General features: G+C 68.7%; 16 protein-coding genes and 1 tRNA gene. 6 read left to right on the top strand and 11 right to left on the bottom strand.

Going from position 1 to position 17,073, the window contains the following annotated elements:
• Positions 1–57 precede the first annotated feature (57 nt).
• On the top strand, positions 58–501 hold the full coding sequence (locus ABD648_RS16235; RefSeq protein ID WP_282215997.1) for an Lrp/AsnC family transcriptional regulator: 444 nt from the start codon (positions 58–60) through the stop codon (positions 499–501).
• 55 nt (positions 502–556) lie between these two features.
• On the opposite strand, the gene ABD648_RS16230 is transcribed toward ABD648_RS16235, so the two are convergent.
• Together ABD648_RS16230 and ABD648_RS16225 are read right to left on the bottom strand one after the other, a co-directional pair.
• Complete coding sequence (locus ABD648_RS16230) at positions 557–1,966, bottom strand: aldehyde dehydrogenase family protein (protein WP_282215996.1); 1,410 nt, start codon at positions 1,964–1,966, stop codon at positions 557–559.
• Positions 1,963–3,018, bottom strand: a complete 1,056-nt coding sequence (locus ABD648_RS16225) for a homoserine dehydrogenase (protein WP_282215995.1) — start codon at positions 3,016–3,018, stop codon at positions 1,963–1,965. The genes ABD648_RS16230 and ABD648_RS16225 overlap by 4 nt, the downstream gene beginning before the upstream one ends.
• Positions 3,019–3,307: 289 nt before the next feature.
• Here ABD648_RS16225 and ABD648_RS16220 point away from each other — a divergent pair, with 289 nt between their 5' ends.
• Complete coding sequence (locus ABD648_RS16220) at positions 3,308–4,756, top strand: amino acid permease (RefSeq protein ID WP_282215994.1); 1,449 nt, start codon at positions 3,308–3,310, stop codon at positions 4,754–4,756.
• A gap of 36 nt (positions 4,757–4,792) precedes the next feature.
• Positions 4,793–5,542 (top strand): IclR family transcriptional regulator, encoded by a 750-nt coding sequence (locus tag ABD648_RS16215; RefSeq protein ID WP_282215993.1) that lies wholly within the window; start codon positions 4,793–4,795, stop codon positions 5,540–5,542.
• Here ABD648_RS16215 and ABD648_RS16210 read toward each other — a convergent pair.
• The 3 genes from ABD648_RS16210 to ABD648_RS16200 are packed head-to-tail and all read right to left on the bottom strand — an operon-like array spanning position 5,539 to position 8,433.
• Positions 5,539–6,336, bottom strand: coding sequence for an IclR family transcriptional regulator (locus ABD648_RS16210; RefSeq protein WP_282215992.1), 798 nt, complete (start codon positions 6,334–6,336; stop codon positions 5,539–5,541). The genes ABD648_RS16215 and ABD648_RS16210 overlap by 4 nt on opposite strands.
• A gap of 46 nt (positions 6,337–6,382) precedes the next feature.
• The gene (locus ABD648_RS16205; protein ID WP_282215991.1) at positions 6,383–7,420 is read right to left on the bottom strand and encodes a methionine synthase; all 1,038 of its coding nucleotides are present in this window, start codon (positions 7,418–7,420) and stop codon (positions 6,383–6,385) included.
• A gap of 20 nt (positions 7,421–7,440) precedes the next feature.
• The gene (locus ABD648_RS16200; RefSeq protein WP_282215990.1) at positions 7,441–8,433 is read right to left on the bottom strand and encodes a DUF1852 domain-containing protein; all 993 of its coding nucleotides are present in this window, start codon (positions 8,431–8,433) and stop codon (positions 7,441–7,443) included.
• A gap of 124 nt (positions 8,434–8,557) precedes the next feature.
• On the opposite strand from ABD648_RS16200, the gene ABD648_RS16195 reads away from it, so the two are divergent.
• Positions 8,558–9,499, top strand: a complete 942-nt coding sequence (locus ABD648_RS16195; RefSeq protein WP_282215989.1) for a LysR family transcriptional regulator — start codon at positions 8,558–8,560, stop codon at positions 9,497–9,499.
• A gap of 63 nt (positions 9,500–9,562) precedes the next feature.
• On the opposite strand, the gene ABD648_RS16190 is transcribed toward ABD648_RS16195, so the two are convergent.
• Complete coding sequence (locus ABD648_RS16190) at positions 9,563–10,075, bottom strand: hypothetical protein (RefSeq protein ID WP_282215988.1); 513 nt, start codon at positions 10,073–10,075, stop codon at positions 9,563–9,565.
• 173 nt (positions 10,076–10,248) lie between these two features.
• On the opposite strand from ABD648_RS16190, the gene ABD648_RS16185 reads away from it, so the two are divergent.
• On the top strand, positions 10,249–10,446 hold the full coding sequence (locus ABD648_RS16185; RefSeq protein ID WP_282215987.1) for a hypothetical protein: 198 nt from the start codon (positions 10,249–10,251) through the stop codon (positions 10,444–10,446).
• Between the two features lie 82 nt (positions 10,447–10,528).
• On the opposite strand, the gene ABD648_RS16180 is transcribed toward ABD648_RS16185, so the two are convergent.
• Positions 10,529–10,619, bottom strand: a tRNA-Ser gene (locus tag ABD648_RS16180).
• A gap of 57 nt (positions 10,620–10,676) precedes the next feature.
• Entirely contained in the window at positions 10,677–11,723 is a 1,047-nt protein-coding gene (locus tag ABD648_RS16175; protein ID WP_282215986.1) for a hypothetical protein, read from the bottom strand.
• A gap of 112 nt (positions 11,724–11,835) precedes the next feature.
• On the opposite strand from ABD648_RS16175, the gene ABD648_RS16170 reads away from it, so the two are divergent.
• The gene (locus ABD648_RS16170) at positions 11,836–12,612 is read left to right on the top strand and encodes a hypothetical protein (protein ID WP_282215985.1); all 777 of its coding nucleotides are present in this window, start codon (positions 11,836–11,838) and stop codon (positions 12,610–12,612) included.
• 29 nt (positions 12,613–12,641) lie between these two features.
• Here the strand turns inward: ABD648_RS16170 and cydC are convergent, their stop codons facing one another.
• Genes cydC through cydB form a run of 3 tightly spaced genes read right to left on the bottom strand, consistent with a single transcriptional unit; the run spans position 12,642 to position 17,073 of the window.
• A complete protein-coding gene (gene cydC / locus ABD648_RS16165) occupies positions 12,642–14,363 on the bottom strand; it encodes a thiol reductant ABC exporter subunit CydC (protein WP_282215984.1) in 1,722 nt (573 codons plus the stop codon).
• The gene (gene cydD / locus ABD648_RS16160; protein ID WP_282215983.1) at positions 14,360–16,048 is read right to left on the bottom strand and encodes a thiol reductant ABC exporter subunit CydD; all 1,689 of its coding nucleotides are present in this window, start codon (positions 16,046–16,048) and stop codon (positions 14,360–14,362) included. The genes cydC and cydD overlap by 4 nt, the downstream gene beginning before the upstream one ends.
• A complete protein-coding gene (cydB, locus tag ABD648_RS16155) occupies positions 16,045–17,073 on the bottom strand; it encodes a cytochrome d ubiquinol oxidase subunit II (RefSeq protein ID WP_282215982.1) in 1,029 nt (342 codons plus the stop codon). The genes cydD and cydB overlap by 4 nt, the downstream gene beginning before the upstream one ends.

The raw sequence follows: 17,073 nt of genomic DNA, 5'->3' as shown, positions 1-17,073 counted from the left end.
ATAGACACACGCAATTGCGAATAATGCACAGTACGTGCACTGTCTCAGGAGGTCTCGATGGAGCGGCTTCATCTCGATCAGATCGATCGCCAGATCCTCGCGGCGCTCACCGAGGACGCCCGCGTCCCTCTGGTATCCCTCGCCTCCCAGGTGCATCTGTCGCGGAACGCCGTGAAACAGCGGATGGAGCGCATGGAGAGGCAGGGCGTGATCGGCGGCTACAGCGTCGTCCCCGGACGCGCAGGCGCTTCCCCCGTGTCCGCCATCGTGCTGGTCTACCGCAGCGATCGGATGCGCGGCGGCGGCGTGGTCACCGAGATCGCCCGGATTCCCGAGGTGCGCAGGTGCGACGTCCTCTCGGGCGACTTCGATCTGCTCGTGACGCTGGAGGCCGAGTCGATGGACCGGATCGGCGAGATCTGGGAGCTGCTCGCCGCCGTGCCCGGCGTCGCGAACACCGTGACGGCGGTTTCGCTGACGCGGGTGATCGACCGGGCATGACCTCACGGAGGGGCGGGGCATCCCCCACGGACCCCCGCCCCGCCGTGAGGAGACTTCATGTGGTGATGCAGGTGACCTTGGGCTGCGTCATCTCCTCGTAGGCGAAGCGCACTCCCTCGCGCCCCATGCTCCCGTACTTCGATCCGCCGAACGGCATGCTGTCGATGCGGTAGTCGGAGGAGTCGTTGATCATCACGCCGCCGGCGTCGAGCGCCTCGGCCACTCGCAGCGCACGGGTGATGTCCGATGTGAACGCTGCGGCGTGGAGGGCGTAGTCGATGCTGTTGGCCTCGGCCACCGCCTGCTCCTCGGTGTCGAACGGGCTCAGCACGACGACAGGCGCGAACGCCTCCTCGCTCCAGACCTCGCAGGTGAGCGCGACGTTCTCGAGAGCCGTCGGCCAGTACACCGCACCCTCTCGCCGATGCCCGGCGAGCACCCGCGCACCCGACTGCACCGCGTCGTCGACCACCCGCTCCGCCTGCGTCGCCGCCGCGACCGAGATCATCGGGCCGACATCGGTCGCCGGGTTGACGGGATCCCCGGCGCGAAGCGTGGAGGTGCGAGCCGCGAAGCGGTCGCGGAACTCGGCGTACACGGCGCGCTCGATGAGGATGCGCTGCGCACCGACGCAGTTCTGACCTGCCGCCCAGAAGGCACCGGACACGCACGCCTCCACCGCCGCGGCGATGTCGGCATCCGCGAAGACCAGCACCGGGGCGTTGCCTCCGAGCTCCATCGCGAGCTTCTTGAGGCCCGCCGTGCGGGCGATCGCCTCACCGGTCGCGAAACCTCCGGTGAACGACACCATGCGGATGTCGCGCACCGCCACGAGAGCCTGCGCGACGTGCCGATCCCCGTGGACGATCGTGATGATCTCATCGGGCAGGCCCGCCTCGAGCAGCACGTCGACGAGGAATCGCGCCGTGAGCGGAGTGAACTGCGACGGCTTGAGGATCACTCCGTTTCCCCCGGCGATCGCCGGGCCGAGCTTGTGCGCCACGAGGTTGAGCGCATCGTTGTACGGCGTGATCGCGAGGATCACTCCGAGCGGCTCCCGCGTGTACCAGCCACGTCGGTTCGCGGACCCTTCGTACGCGTCGAAGGGGATGACCTCGCCGTCGTACGCCCGCGCGGTCTCGGCCGACAGCGAGATCGTCGTCACCGCCCGCCGCACCTCCTTGCGCGCCTGGGTGATGGTCTTCCCCGCCTCGCGAACGATGAGTGTCGCAGCCTCTTCCGCTCGACCCTCGAGGATCCGAGCCGCGCGGTCCAGGATCCGGTGCCGCTCGAAACGGGACAGATCGCGGGAGAGCGTCGCGCCGAGCCGTGCGCGCGACATGATGGCGTCGACGTCGTCGACCGAGTGTTGTTCGAGGCGGGCGATGACCTCCCCGTTGTACGGGTCGAGCACATCGAGAAGGGATGCCGGCGCCACCGGGGCCTCCACAGCGGGCGCGCTCACCGGAGCGCCCCGGCGAGCGTCGCCTGGTGGTCGTCGATCGCGATGATGTCCGAGAGCAGTGCATAGGCGGTCTCGAGGCGTCCAGCACCGGGGCCCGACATCGTGACGGTGCCGAGCAGATCGGTCGTGAAGGCGATCGCGTTGGTCGCGCCGGAGATGCCCGCGAGCGGGTGATCGGCGGCCAGCGACAGCGGCTGGACGGATGCCGTCACCGCTCCGGCCTCGTCGCGTTCGACCGTGCCGATGAGCTTCCAGTGCTCGCCGGCCGCCGCTGCCGCGATCACGTCGGTGGCAGTGATCCCGCTGATGCCGACGCGGGACACGTCGGCGGTCGTGATCTCCGCGCCGAGCAGTTCGTTGGCGAGGATCACGACCTTCAGCTGCACGTCGGACCCCTCGATGTCGGCCGTGGGGTCGGCCTCGGCGTAGCCGAGTGCCTGCGCCTCGGCGACGGCCTCCTCGAGCGACTTGCCGGATTCCATCTGACCGAGGACGAAGTTGCTCGTGCCGTTGAGGATCCCCTGGATGCCGGTGATGCGGAGCCCCCGGAGAGTCTGCTGCGCGAGTCGCAGCACCGGAGTGCCGCTCATCACGGATCCCTCGTATTCGAACCGGGCTCCGTTCGCCGCGGCGAGGCGGTTGAGCTCGGCGCTCGCGAGTGCGACAGGTCCCTTGTTCGTGGTGGTGACGCTCTTGCCGCTCTCGAGGGCTGCGCGGACGTGCGAGATCGCGGGTTCGCCGTCGACCGGGTTCGTGAAAGTGGCCTCGACCACGACATCGGCGGTGGTGTGGCGGATGACGTACTCGTTGCGAGGCTGCGCATCGCCGCCGGGCATCCCGGCGAAGGTGTCCGCGCCGGTCATGGCGAGCACGGCGTCGAGGTCGATGCCGTCGCTCTGCATGAGCGATCCGAGTCGGAGGTCGGTGATCGCGACGACCCGCAGGCCGAAGCCGAGGTCGGCGGCGAGGTCATCGCCCCGATCGCGGATGATCTCGGCGAGGGCGCGATTGACGCCTCCGAAGCCGATGAGGGCGAGGTCGTGGTGAGTCACCGGGGTTCTCCTTCTTCCGTGGGCTGTCGCCGGCATCGCCGCGCTGACACCTGTCCATCCTCGGCACGGTCGGTGTCCGTGTGCGCCTGGCAGAACGGCAGCGAGAGCTGACGGATTGTCAGTGCCTCGGCCGGATCGTCCGCAGTCCGGACTGCGTGGCCTCTTCCGACGATGCCCTCTTGCGGTCCTGATCCCGGAGGGGATAGTGTCCCCGGCAGATCACTCCAGAATGCGTCATTGGCACATAGATGTGAATATGATGCACATACACACCCGATTGAGAGTTCCGATGACGCCTCTTCCCGGCGCGAAGCCCCTCCCCAACGTCCTGCCGAACACCACGGCCACCCAGGTGCCGCTGCGTCGACTCCAGCGCACCATGGACGCTCGCCACCTGATCATGATCGCGCTCGGCGGGGTGATCGGATCGGGCCTCTTCCTGAGCTCCGGGTACACGATCTCGCAGGCGGGTCCGCTCGGCGCGATCGTCGCGTACCTGATCGGCGCGTTCGTCGTCTACCTCGTCATGGCATGCCTGGGTGAGCTGGCCGTCGCCTACCCCGTCTCGGGGGCCTTCCACATCTATGCGTCGCGGTCGATCGGCCCCGCGACGGGCTTCACCACCGCCTGGCTCTACTGGCTCTGCTGGGTCGTCGCCCTGGGGTCGGAGTTCACGGCATCCGGCATCCTCATGCAGCGCTGGTTCCCCGGGGTGCCGGTGTGGGCCTGGTGCCTGATCTTCGCCTCGGTGCTGTTCATGCTCAACGCGATCTCGGCTCGCGTGTTCGGTGAGGCGGAGTTCTGGTTCTCGCTGGTCAAGGTCGTCGCGATCGTCGGGCTCATCGTGCTCGGCGGCGCGGCGATCTTCGGCTTCACGCCGCTGTCGGCCGAGCATCCGCCCGCCGTCCTGCTCTCCAACTTCGATACTCCCGGCGGCCTGTTCCCGAACGGCTTCAGCGGTGTGATCGTCACGGCTCTCGCCGTCTTCTACGCGTTCAGCGGGTCCGAGCTGATCGGCGTCGCCGCTGGCGAGACGAAGGACCCGGCGAAGAACATCCCGCGGGCTCTGCGCTCGACGGTGCTGCGTCTCGTCGTGCTCTTCGTCGGCGCGATCGCGGTCATCGCGGCGATCCTCCCGTACGAGAAGGCCAGCGTCACCAGCAGCCCGTTCGTGGATGTCTTCCAGTACGTGGGGGTGCCGTTCGCCGCCGACATCATGAACTTCGTGATCATCACCGCTCTCCTCTCGGCGGGCAACAGCGGACTCTTCTCGTGCGCGCGCATGCTGTTCTCTCTCGCCGAGGAAGGTCATGCACCGAAGGCGTTCACGCGCCTCACGCGCCGCGGTGTGCCGCTCATCGCCCTCAGCGTCAGCATCCTGATCGGACTCGTCTCACTGCTCACCAGCGTGATCGCCGCCGGCACCGTCTACCTGGTGCTCGTGTCGATCGCCGGATTCGCCGTGGTGGCCGTGTGGATGTCGATCGTCGCCTCGCAGTTCTTCCATCGCCGGAAGTTCCTCCGCGAAGGCGGTCGCGTGCAGGACCTCGCCTACCGGACGCCGCTCTACCCGGCGCTGCCGATCGTCGCGTTCTCGCTTCTGCTCATCTCGATCGTCGCGATCGCGTTCGACCCGAATCAGGTGGCCGCGCTCTACTTCGGCATCCCCTTCGTCGGAGCGTGCTACCTCTACTTCTGGTGGCGCCACGGACGCAAGGGCGTGCGGGCCGCCGGATAGGATGAGCGTGATCGCGTACCCAGGGGAGGTCGGCCGGTGGCGTCATCCTCGCTCGCACAGGGACTGAGCCTTCTCGACGCGGCGATCGAACAGGAACGCCGCGCACGACCCGGGCTGAACGCGTCTCGTCTCGCCGAGCACACCGACATCGAGCGCAGCAGGGTGTCCCGGCTCACCCAGGAACTGCGGGCGCGAGACTTCCTCCGCAGAGACGATGACGCCCGCTTCTCGGCCGGACCCGAGTTCTTCCACACGGCTGCCGCGCTCAACGTGGCATGGCTGCGCGCATCTCGGACCGCCCTGCGCGCCCTCGCCTCCCAGCTCGGGGTGAACGCGCTGGTCACGGTCGCCGACGGCCCACGAGGTGTCCTGCTGCGCTTCGAGCGGTCGGCCGACGGATCGGACAGATCGGTCCGCGAAGGACTGGTGACGCCGATCTGGTGCACCGGCGCGGGACGGGCGCTGCTCTGGGACCACAGCGCCGAACAGCTCGAGGCCCTTCTCGAGAACGTCCAGTTCATCGGCGTCGGCGGGCCGACAGCGGGGCGTTCGATCGAGGATGTGCGCGGGCTACTGGCACGCGATCGCGCCGACGGTCTGATCTCGGCATCCGAGGAGTATGACGAGGGCATCGACGAGTTCGCTCTGCCGATCCGGCGCGGAGGCGAGGTGATCGCGTCGCTCGCGGTGCGCGGTCGGCATCGCCCGAAGGGCGCGACGCGCGAGACCCGCGCTCTGCTCACGCACTTCGCTCGAGAGCTGACGACTGCCGCCGACGCCCTCTAACCCGAGATCGTCGGGGAAGCCGGAGCTCCGAGCTGTCGCGACAGGTCCGCTGCCGCGGCCGCACACGCGGCTCCGCACTCGGCGGTCCGCGGGTGGAGCGAATCGCGGGTTCCCACGACCTGCACGGCACCGACGACCTCGCCCCGGAAGTCCCACACGGGCGCGGCCACCGAGTAGAGGCCCGGCTCGGCTTCCTGATCCACGACGGCGAATCCTCGCCGCCTGTCCGCGTCGAGCCGGTCGAGGAAGTCGTCGACCGAGCTCGGCGTGTTCGGCCCCTGTCGGGAGAAGTCCGTCGCGGCGAAGATCGCACGCACCTCTTCCGCCGAGGCGTCCCACAGCGCGGCGCGTCCGGCGTCGCTGCAGTACGCCGGATACGCGCGGCCGATCCAGGAGCCGATCATGCGCGATCCGGAAGGCAGGCTCTCGAGCGTCGTGAGGGTCGCGTCCCCCTGGAGCACGCTGAGGAACGTCGCTTCGCCGAGAAGAGAGGAGAGATCCTCCAGCACGGCGAGACCGTGTGCGGCGATGCGCTTGGACACGAGATCCTGAGCCGCCGCGTACCACCCCCAGGCGAGCGTGAACGAGCGGTCCTCCGCTCTGACCACGAGCCCTGACGCTTCGTAGGCCGCGAGCGAGCGCGACACCTGGGAACGCTCGCGATCGAGCGATCGTGCGATCTCGACGACCGTTGCCTTGCGCCCCTCGCGAAGGCAGGTCGTGAGTGCGGCGAGCACGTCCAGACCGCGACCCATGCTGCTCGACTTCGCAGTCGGCAGCGGCGTCGGGGTCATAAGAGGAGGTTACCGCGGAGGTGTGCGGACGGTTCGCGAACGCAGGTCAGAGCTGCGCGGCGGCGAGCTCGTCGCGAAGCAGGGCGGCACCGGCGCTGAGCGCTCGCAGCTTCCCGCGCGCGACGTCGCGTGGCAACGGCGCCAAGCCGCAGTTCGTGCTCGGGATGAGCTTGTCGGCGTCGACGAAACGGAGCGCGTCCCGGAGGGTGTCGGCGACCTCCTCCGGGGTCTCGATCGTCTGGCTGGCCACGTCTATGGCCCCGAGCATCACCTTCTTGCCTCGGATGAGCTCGATGAGATCCAGGGGCACGTGCGAGTGGTGGCTCTCCAGCGAGATGGTGTCGATGCTCGAGCTCTGGAGCAGCGGGAAGGACTTCTCGTACTGGCGCCACTCCGCCCCGAGGGTCGCCTTCCAATCGGTGTTCGCCTTGATGCCGTAGCCGTAACAGATGTGCACCACGGTTTCCGCGCGCAGCCCTTCGGCAGCCCGCTCCAGCACCGCCACCCCCCAGTCCTGCACATCGTCGAAGAAGACGTTGAAGGCGGGTTCATCGAACTGGATGATGTCGACCCCGGCGGCCTCGAGCTCCTTCGCCTCCTGATTGAGGATCGTCGCGAACTCCCAGGCCAGCTTCTCGCGGCTCTTGTAGTGGCGGTCATAGAGCGTGTCGATCATCGTCATCGGACCGGGCAGCGCCCATTTGATGGGCTGATCGGTCTGCTGGCGGAGGAACTTCGCGTCTTCGACGAACACGGGCTTCTCGCGGCTCACGGCGCCGACGACCGTCGGCACGCTGGCGTCGTACCGGTCGCGGATCCGGACGGTCTCGCGCTGGTCGAAATCGACTCCGGAGAGATGCTCGATGAAGGTGGTGACGAAGTGCTGCCGCGACTGCTCGCCGTCGCTGATGATGTCGAGGCCCGCCTGACGCTGCTCCTCGACGGTGAGACGCAGCGCATCCTGGGTGCCCTCGACCAGGGCATCACCCTCCAGTTTCCACGGAGCCCAGAGGGTCTCGGGCGAAGCCAGCCAGGACGGTTTGGGCAGGCTGCCGACGATCGACGTGGGAAGAAGCGTGTTCATGATCGGTGATTCTCCGTTGGTCATCCGACAGGAACGAGGGAGCCGGCGGCCCACCGCTCGAGGAGGTCGCCGTGCGGCTTCATGAGGTGCTCGTCGGCATACTTCCCCTGCTCGGCCGCGAGCCGGCTGCGCTCGTCGCGGTCGTAAGCGATCTTCGTCACCGAGTAGTCCTGCTGGTCGAGGGTCGGCTGGTAGACGCTCGCGGCGGCCGAGTTCGCGTTGTAGATCTCCGGTCGGTAGATCTTCTGGAACGTCTCCATCGTGCTGATCGTGCCGATGAGCTGGAGGTTCGTGTAGTCGCCGAGCAGATCGCCGCGGAAGTAGAACGCCAGCGGCGCGACGCTGCCGCGCGGCATGAAGTAGCGAACCGAGAGCCCCATCTTCCCGAAGTACTCGTCGGTCAGCGAGGGATCCTTCTGCTCGTACTCGACACCGAGGATCGGGTGGTGATTCTCGGTGCGACGGTAGACCTTGCTCGTCGAGACGCTGATGCAGATCACCGGCGACACCGAGAAGCGCTCCTGGTAGGTGTCCGAGTCGAGGAAGTGCTGGAAGAGCTTGCCGTGCAGGTCGCCGAAGTCCGCGGGAACGGTGAACCCGCCCGCGGCTTCACTGGCTGCCGGCAGCCGGACGCTGAAATCGAAGTCGCGGACGTAGGACGAGAAGTTGTTCCCGACGATCCCCTGGCTGCGCTTTCCGGTGAGACGGTCGACGATGCGGATGTCCAGAACCTCGAGCAGAGGGAACTCCTGGTCCTCGCCCTCTGCGGCGAACTGCACCGCGACGGAGATGATCTCGAGTTCGAGGGTGTAGCGGTTCCGGTTCGGGTTGTCCCAGTCCGCCAGATCGTTGAACCGCCGGTCGATCATCGTCAGCGCGTTGCGGAGGTTCTCCTGACGATGCTCGCCCCGCGCCAGATTGGCGAAGTTCGTCGTGATCCGGGAACTGTCGGACGGCGAATAGTCCTCGTCGAAGCGGGTCGTCGTGATGCGGAAGAGGAAGTCGTGTGCCATGAGGTGCCAATCGGGGAGCTGATCGGCCGGGCTCGGCCTTGCGAAGTGGGTTCCCTCCATGGTGCGGCCTGAGTGCTCCTATCGAGAAATGTCCTGTGACTATGGCATGCCATAGTCTTCAGCTATGGCAAAGCGGTCCAGCGGCATCACCCTCCAGCAGCTCACCTACTACATCGAGGTCGCGGCGGAGGGTTCGATCAGTGCCGCCGCCGACCTGCTCTACGTCGCCCAGCCCACCATGTCCGCGGCGATGAAAGACCTCGAGAGCCGGGTGGGGCGCGTCCTCCTCCTCCGCTCCGCCCGAGGCGTGACCCTCACCACGGACGGCGTGGAGTTCCTCGGATACGCGAGGCAGGTCGTCGAGCAGGTCGCGCTCCTCGAACAGCGCTACCTCGACCGACCGCCGTCACGACGCCTGCTCGGGGTGTCGACGCAGCACTACTCGTTCGCTGTCGACGCACTGGTCCGGATGGTGAAGGCGAGCTCGGCGACCGAGTACGAGTTCTCCCTGCGCGAGACGCGCACGTGGGACATCATCGAAGACGTCCGCACTCTGCGCAGCGAGCTGGGGATCCTCTACCGCAACGACTTCAACCGGAACGTCATCGACAAGCTGCTCCGGGACTCCGGGCTCGCGTTCCGCCCACTCTTCGTCGCCGAGCCGCACATCTTCATCTCCCGCAAGAACCCCCTCGCCGCCCGAGACCGCGTGACCCTCGACGACCTCGCCGACGTGCCGCGACTCACCTTCGACCAGGGCGCGAACAACTCCTTCTACTTCGCCGAGGAGATCCTCTCCACCCTCTCCAGCCCGCAGGAGATCCGGGTCTCCGACCGCGCGACCATCTTCAACCTCATGATCGGGCTCGACGGCTACACCATCTCGACAGGCATCATCAGCGACGACCTCGACCCCGAGATCGTCGCGATCCCGCTCGACGTCGACGAACGCATCGAGATCGGCTGGATCGCCCACTCCGCGATACCGCTCACCGAGCAGGCGCAGCGCTATCTGTCCGAGCTGAGAGCGGTCGTCGCAGGATTCGGTGTGACGCTGCTCGGGTGAGAAGACGTGGCCCTCGCTGCCTGGGCGATCTCCGGTGCGTCGAGCAGGGGCAGGGATCGAGGATCAGGGCTGGACGACGCGCACCCATGCCCGGTCGGCGTCATCAGCATCCACGAGGTTCACCTGGACGACGCCTGCGTACGGCAAACGGTACGAGAACTGGCCGGTCGGCGGATCGTCGCAGCGGAAGCCACCGTCGACGAGTACCCGCTTCTCGGCATCGGCGGTGACCACTTCGAATCCGACGCGGTTCCCCTCGCACTGCCCCTCGACCGTGAACTGTCGATCCGCGACGAGCACAGCGGGCCCGCCGATGATCTCGCCCGACGGATCGCTGCCCTCTCCGTACTTGAGATGGATGGCGACCTGAGCGGGGTCTGCCGTATCGGGATAGGCGAATCCCCCCGCCGGAGAGGATGATGTCGCCGACGGCGTCGGTGCGGATGTCGACGGTGCGGATGTCGATTCCGATGCCACGGGTTCGGGCGCTTCGCTCGAAGCGCAGCCGGTGATCACGCAGGCGAGAACGACCAAGCCGGCAGGAACGACGGTGAGGGCGTGATGGCGTGTGTCCATCGATCCACACTATGAATTCCCGAATGGAGACCACAGGGCCTTGCGGACCGCTGCAGATCTGCTAGCCACAGCCCATCGTGATCTGCGCCTCCTCCGGAGCTCTCGTCGACGTCATCACAGAGATCCCTTCGGCGCCCGTGGTGCGCTGAGGAGCGGTCGTGCACACTGGGGGCATGAGCGAACCAGGGGCGGCTGATGCGGGCATGACGAAGTACATCGTGATCGGTGTGCTGGCCGGCATGTTCGTCGGGGTGGTGGTCGGGATGTTCGTCGAACCCATAGGGGTCGGCTTCGGCATCAGCGGCGGGCTGTTCCTCGGCATCCTCGTGGCGACGATCGCGTGGATGATCAGGCGGCGGGCGAAGGAGTGACCGGCCCGGGCTCGAAGACCCCGGATTCGCCGCGCCCGGAGCCCCGGCGCGGAAAAACCCCCTCACGAGGAGGGGGTTTCCATGGCGGTGACGGTGGGATTTGAACCCACGGTAGGGGGTTACCCTACACAACTTTTCGAGAGTTGCACCTTCGGCCGCTCGGACACGTCACCGCAGAACAGCTTACGCGAGACCGGCCCGGCGCGCGAATCCGCGCATGCGCGCGTGCATCACCAGGCCGCGGCGACCTCGGCATGGGTGCGGAGGATGCCCTCGGTCGACCCGGCCGGCGCCCGGCCGATGCCGCATTCGGTCGCGACGCCGAACTCCGGCGCGAACGGCGCAGCGGCGGCGATCCGTCGCGCTGCGCCCTCGGCTCCGTCCTCGCGGTGCACGAGTCCCAGATAAAGCTCTGAGACGGGCACGAGCGAAGTGAGCGGCGCGAAGTAGCCCTCGTCGTCACGCGCGATCGGCACCGGCAGGTGGAGCCATGTGAGCGGACGAGCGGATGCCGCGACCACGGCGTTCGCGTAGCGGACGAGGTTCGCGGCATCCGTGGGCTCGAAGAAGTGCTTCTCCCCCGCGTCGCCGTAGCAGAGGTGCACGCCGACCTCGACGTCCGCCGGCACGGCGTCGACGAGCGCGGCCAGCCGCGCGACGAGGCCGTCGAACGGGTCACCCGGCCACCAGGCCTCCATGACCGCCCCGTAGCCCGACGCGCGCTCGATGATGCCCATCTCGCTCGCCACGTCCCACTGCACCGCGAGGTCGCCGTGCGGAATCGCGACGAGGATGTCGTCGAGCTCCCGAAGGATGGCCGCGGTGTACACGGGCTCGATCGCCGCGCGGTCGTCGCCGCCGAAGAACGAGGAGATCACGGCGAGCGGCGTCGGCAGCGAGACCTGGAAGCGGATGCCGGCCGGCACGGCTCCTTCTTCGCGCAGACGGGTGAACACCGCGTACGACTCGATCGCCGCCGAGGCGTACCCGAGGGCCGGGAGCTCGATCGCGGCGGCATCCGCTCCTTCCGCGATGCGCAGGCCTCGCGCGTCGATGCCGGCCGGGAACGGGATGGGCTGGTCGCCGACGCGTTCGATCCCCTCGGCTTGGCCGAGGACGTCGGGCTGGAACATGATCCAGTGGAATCGCTTGCCGACCTCGCCGTCGGGGAGGCGCCGGAGGCGCGAGCCGAGCAGGTCTGCGGCCGTGCGCATCGTGGTCTCGGCATCGTCGTAGTTCACACTGCCCACGAGGAGGGCACCCTGCGGCTGAGTCATCCCTCCAGAATATCGGCGCGAGTCGAACGGTCTTTTCGACGGCGGCCCTCCGAGCGCCGGGAACCCGTGCGAGTTAGGATGGCCTAAGCACCCCGAGGGAAGGATGCGACCGATGGGCTTCATCACGTCCGAGGCGTTGGCCGAGAGCGGCTACGTCGTCCTCGACGATCACCCCGCCGAGATCGACCCCGCCGAATGGCTCGATCTCGAGTACGTGCGCTGGCGCTCCTCGGGCATCACGCGGTTCGCTCCGCTCACGAGCTACGCCGGCGACGTCGACTGCAACGGCTTCTGGAACCACACTCCTCCGCGTACCGACAAGGACGGTGTCTGGGTCTCGACCCAGGTCGCGACCGCGCCGACGCTGCAGCAGCGGGCGCTCGAACCGGGCGCGGGCATCGGGCGCTGCCGGGTCATCGAGCTGCAGCCGAACGAGTACGCCGACGCGATCTACAACCTGCACCAGGACGACAACAACCGCCTCAACGACGAGGGCACCGGCTGGGTCGTGCGAGGGTTCTTCAACCTCACCGACGACACGGAGTCGATGCTGATCCTCCGCTCCGACCGCTTCGATCCAGCGACCGAGGTGCGACTTCCGCTGCGCGCCGGGTCGCGGATCATCGTCGACACGCAGCGCTTCTGGCACGCGGTCTGGCATCGCGGCACGGCTCCGCGCTACGCGCTCATCGCCTCATGGACGAGCGGCCCCGAGCTCGACGCCTACATCGCAGCGCATCACGGAGACCCGCGCCCGACGACCGTCGACCTCGACGCGCAGTTCGTCGACGACGCGCAGGTCGAGCTGCACCGCCGCATCGAGGAGCGCCGCAAGGCGTTCGAGGCGCAGGGCATCGTCATGGAGCCGCCGACGCCGCTGTACAGCTGACGGCGCCGAGTCCGCCTGACCCGTCGGCCTCAGACGGTCCGCCCGTTCTCCAGCCGCACGACGCGATCGACCGTCCCCGCCGGCGGTGCGACATGCGAGATCAACAGCACGGACTGGTCACCGGCGGCGGCGAGCAGGTCGCGCAGCAGAGCGTCGGAGGCATCCGGATCGACGCCCGCAGTCGGCTCGTCGAGCACCAGCACCGGGAAGCCGCGCAGCAGCGCCCGGGCGAGGGCGATGCGCTGGGCCTGTCCGCCGGAGACGAGGGCGCCGCGGTCACCGACCCGGGCATCCAGACCGCCGCGCTCGCGCACCCACTCCCCCAGGCCGACGCGATCCAGCACCTCGCGCAGTTCCTCATCGGTCGCGGTGTCGCGCGCGAACAAGAGATTCTGACGGATGTCCTCGTCGAACAGCTGAGGACTCTGCTCGCACAGCCCGATCGTCCGTCGCAGCGCCGGACCCGACAGCGCAGCGGCCTCCCGCTCGCCGATCCGGTAGTCACCCTCGGCCCGGAGGAAGCCCACCAGCACCGCAGCGAGGGAGCTCTTGCCCGCACCGCTCGGCCCCGCGACGAGCACCCGCTCGCCCGGACGCAGATCGAGGTCGATGCCGGCGAGCGCGGCCGTCCCGCCCGGCCAGTTCGCCCGCACGCCGCGCAGCCGCAAGGCGGGGGTGCCCGCGATCTCGGCATCCTCGCCGTCATCCGTCCGCAACTCCGCCGGCATCCGATCGGGCAGCACGTCGACGATGCGCTCGGCGCTCGACCGCACGCTCCGCCAGGATGCCGCGGCGATCGGCACCGCCCCGAAGATCTCGAACACCACCATCGGCACGAGCACGGCCACCGCCAGCCACGGCCCATCGATCGCTCGGGTCGCGAGGCCCGGAGCCGCCGCGGCGAGCGCCCACACCGACGCGGCACCGGCGACCGCCGACACCACCCCGGCGGCTATCGCCTGGGCGAGCGAGGCGCGCGCGACCAGGCGCCGGAGCACGGCATCCGCCTCGCGCACGCGCTCTCGAGCCTGCTCCTCGGCGCCGTACGCCAGGAGCACGTCGAGGCTGCCGAAGTAGTCGACGAGGGCGGCGGAGAGATCAGCGCGCCGGGCGGAGACGAGTGCCTCGGCACGCGATCCGAACACCCACCCCAGACCGATGGATGCCGCGGCGGCGACGAGCAGGCACACGGCCAGCGTCAGCGCGGCCGGCGGAGAGACGAACGCGATGAACCCCACGGCGCCGAGCGCGACGACCCCCGCGACCGCGAGCGGCTGCACCACACGCAGCGGCAGGTTCTGCAGATTCTCGACGTCGTCGACGAGCGCGGCGAGCACCCGGCCGCGATCGGTCGAGCCGAGTCCCGCCGGAGACAGCGGGATGAGGCGGCGCACCATGTCGGCGCGGGTCGTCGCGAGCTGCCGCAAGGCCGCGTCGTGCCCACTCAGCCGCTCGAGGTACCGGGTCACCGCGCGCGACACCGCGAAGAACCGCACCCCGACGACCGCGATCGACAGCGGCACGAGCGAATCGACGATCGACGCGCTCACGATGAGCCAACCGCTGACGGCGAGCAGGCTGACCGCGGCAGTGGCCGAGAGCACGCCCCAGATCAGTCCGGGAAGGAACCGCGCGATCGGCGGCTGCGCGAGACGCAGGATGCCGCGGACCCGCGCTGCGCGGGATCCCAGGTCCTTTGCCGTGGGTCCCTGCGGCTCCCCCGTGGGTCCCTGAGCTTGTCGAAGGGTCATGCGCTCACCCCCAGCGCGATGACCTGATCGGCGATGTCCCGGGCCGACCGGCGATGCGAGACGAGCAGGATCGTCGCCCCGGCATCCGCGCGCTCCCGCAGGGACCGCCAGAGCCGCTCCTCGGTCTCAGGATCGAGCGCGCTCGAAGGTTCGTCGAGCGCCAGCACCCGCCCGGGAGCGGCAGCATGCCGGTACAGCGCGCGGGCGACCGCGACGCGCTGCGCCTGCCCGCCCGAGAGGCCGCTGCCCTGCACGCCGAGCATCCGCTCGGCATCGATCGCGTCCGCGCATGCGGTGTTCAGAGCAGAGCGGATACCGTCGGCATCGGGCGCCGGATCGCCCAGAGCGACGTTCGCACCGACTGTGCCGCGCAGCAGCCCTGGCCTCTGCCCGGCCCAGGCCAGCCATACGCTCGGCGGGAGGTCGCGCACATCGTGGCCGGCGAAGTCGGCGGTGCCGTCGAACTCCGCCGCACCTCGCAGGGCAGCCAGCAGGCTCGACTTCCCCGCACCGCTCGGCCCCTCGAGCAGCGTGATCGTGCCGGGTTCGGCTGTGAACGAGACGGGCGGAAGGTCACGCACCCGGAGGTCGGCGACGACGAGCGACCGGTCGTTGAGCGACCGGTCGTTGAGCGAGCGCAGCGAGACGAAACGCTCTCCGTCGCGGTTGCGCGTCGTTCCAGGCGTTTCGTCTCGGTCGCAAGCTCCCTCGCCCAACGATCGGGCGGACTCCGTTGCGGCCCCCGCCTGATCCAGCACGTCGAACACGTCCTCGGTCGCCGCGACCCCCTCGGCCGCGGCGTGGAACTGCACACCGACCTGCCGGATCGGCAGGAACGCCTCGGGGGCGAGCAGCAGCACGAACAGCCCGACCTCCAGCGAGAGGTCGCCGGACAGCAGCCGGAACCCGACGGCCACCGCGATCAGCGCCACCGCGAGCGAGGCGAGCAGCTCCATCGCGAAGCCCGACAGGAACGAGAACCGCAGCACCTTCATGGTCTCGCGGCGGTACTCGTCGGCGGTCTCCTCGATGCGGTCCGCGGCGCGCCGGTCGCGGCCGAACAGCCGCAGCGTCGAGAGTCCCTGCACCGTGTCGGCGAAGCGGGCGGCCAACCGCTGCAGTGTCTGCCACTGCCGTTGCTGCACGGTGCGCGTCGCGATGCCGATGAGGATCAGGAACAGCGGGATCAGCGGCAGCGTGATGATCGCGGTCAGTCCGCTCGGCCAGTCCTGCCACCACATCACGGCGACGATCACGGGCGTCGCGATCACCGTGAGCACGAGCTGCGGGATGTACCGCGCGAAGTACGCGTCGAGCGCCTCGAGCCCGTGCCCGGCGGTCACCGCGAGGGCGGTCTGGTTCCGCTGCGCCAGCCACCCCGGCCCCAGGCGACCGACGGCCGCGATGAGCGCCGACCGCAGCTGCATCCCGGTCTTCGCGGCGGCGCGCGTCCCCGCGGCATCCGACGCCGCGATCAGGATGCCGCGCAGCAGCGCGGCCGCCAGCAGCCAGAGCAGAGAGGACGAGACATCCCGTCCCGCGAGCGCGCCGGTCACGGCATCCGTCAGCAGCCAGGCGAACGCGACCGTCACGGCGGTCTGGACCACGCCGATCAGCGCGGATGCCGCGAGGAACCCCCTCGCGGCACCCGCGTACCGCAGCAGTCGCGGATCGACGGGTTTCATGCGTGTGCCGGCGCCGCCTCGATCGACGAGCGCGTGACGCGCTTGCGGAAGATCCAGTAGGTCCAGGTCTGGTACGCGATGACCAGCGGCAGGGCGATCAGCGCGGTCCAGCTCATGATCTGCAGCGTATACGGCGTGCTCGAGGCATTCGCGATGGTCAGGCTGTACGCGGGGTCGATCGTCGAGGGCATCACGAACGGGAACAGTGCGAAGAACAGCATGACCACGGCGAACAGCACGGTCGCGGCTCCCGCGGTGAAGGCCCGGCCGTCGCGTCCGCGGAGCGAGAAGAGCACCGCGGCGATCAGGCTGACGGCGGCGAGCACCCCCGCAGCGACGACCAGCCAGAGCAGCGGAGCCTCCCGGCCCGCGGCGATCCCGATGGTCCAGAGCACGGTGCCGGCTGCCACGAGGATCGTCGGCACGGCCGCGATCTTGGCGAGGCGCCGCGCATCCTCATGAACCTGCCCGTCGGTCTTCAGCGCCACGAACAGCACACCGTGCAGGAAGAACACCAGCAGCGTCGTGAGGCCGACCAGCAGCGAGTAGGGGTTGAGGAGGGCGAAGAATCCGCCCACGTAGATGTGGTCCGCATCGATCGCGACGCCCTGCACGATATTGCCGAAGGCGACGCCCCAGAGGAACGCGGGCACGGCCGAGCCGATCACGATCATCCGGTCGAAGCCGCGCTTCCACGCCGCACTCTCGCGCTGGTGCCGGTACTCGAACGAGACACCGCGCAGGATCAAGGCGAGCAGGATGAGCAGCAGCGGAAGGTAGAAGCCACTGAACAGTGTGGCGTACCACTCCGGGAACGACGCGAACAGGCAGGCACCGGCGACGATGACCCAGGTCTCGTTGAGGTCCCAGATCGGTCCGATCGTGTTGATGACCTGGCGGCGCGACACGTCGTTCCGGCCGAGGAACGGAAGCGACATCCCCACCCCGAAGTCGAACCCGTCGAGCACGAAGTAGCCGACGAAGAGGAAGGCGACGATGAAGAACCAGAGCGTTGCGAGATCCAT

The sequence above is a fragment of the Microbacterium luteolum genome (genome assembly GCF_039533965.1).
Taxonomy (GTDB): Bacteria; Actinomycetota; Actinomycetes; order Actinomycetales; family Microbacteriaceae; genus Microbacterium; species Microbacterium luteolum.
The sequence above is the reverse complement of the archived record's forward strand: the minus strand, read 5'-3'. Positions and strand labels throughout refer to the sequence as shown.

What these genes read in the sequence shown, in the direction of transcription:
- ABD648_RS16235 (WP_282215997.1), top strand. Translation starts at nt 58, where the DNA reads ATGGAGCGGCTTCATCTCGATCAGATCGATCGCCAGATCCTCGCGGCG.
- ABD648_RS16220 (WP_282215994.1), top strand. Translation starts at nt 3,308, where the DNA reads ATGACGCCTCTTCCCGGCGCGAAGCCCCTCCCCAACGTCCTGCCGAAC.
- ABD648_RS16210 (WP_282215992.1), bottom strand. Translation starts at nt 6,336, where the DNA reads ATGACCCCGACGCCGCTGCCGACTGCGAAGTCGAGCAGCATGGGTCGC.
- ABD648_RS16205 (WP_282215991.1), bottom strand. Translation starts at nt 7,420, where the DNA reads ATGAACACGCTTCTTCCCACGTCGATCGTCGGCAGCCTGCCCAAACCG.
- ABD648_RS16200 (WP_282215990.1), bottom strand. Translation starts at nt 8,433, where the DNA reads ATGGCACACGACTTCCTCTTCCGCATCACGACGACCCGCTTCGACGAG.
- ABD648_RS16195 (WP_282215989.1), top strand. Translation starts at nt 8,558, where the DNA reads ATGGCAAAGCGGTCCAGCGGCATCACCCTCCAGCAGCTCACCTACTAC.
- ABD648_RS16190 (WP_282215988.1), bottom strand. Translation starts at nt 10,075, where the DNA reads ATGGACACACGCCATCACGCCCTCACCGTCGTTCCTGCCGGCTTGGTC.
- ABD648_RS16185 (WP_282215987.1), top strand. Translation starts at nt 10,249, where the DNA reads ATGAGCGAACCAGGGGCGGCTGATGCGGGCATGACGAAGTACATCGTG.
- ABD648_RS16175 (WP_282215986.1), bottom strand. Translation starts at nt 11,723, where the DNA reads ATGACTCAGCCGCAGGGTGCCCTCCTCGTGGGCAGTGTGAACTACGAC.
- ABD648_RS16170 (WP_282215985.1), top strand. Translation starts at nt 11,836, where the DNA reads ATGGGCTTCATCACGTCCGAGGCGTTGGCCGAGAGCGGCTACGTCGTC.
- cydC (WP_282215984.1), bottom strand. Translation starts at nt 14,363, where the DNA reads ATGACCCTTCGACAAGCTCAGGGACCCACGGGGGAGCCGCAGGGACCC.
- cydD (WP_282215983.1), bottom strand. Translation starts at nt 16,048, where the DNA reads ATGAAACCCGTCGATCCGCGACTGCTGCGGTACGCGGGTGCCGCGAGG.
- cydB (WP_282215982.1), bottom strand. Translation starts at nt 17,073, where the DNA reads ATGGATCTCGCAACGCTCTGGTTCTTCATCGTCGCCTTCCTCTTCGTC.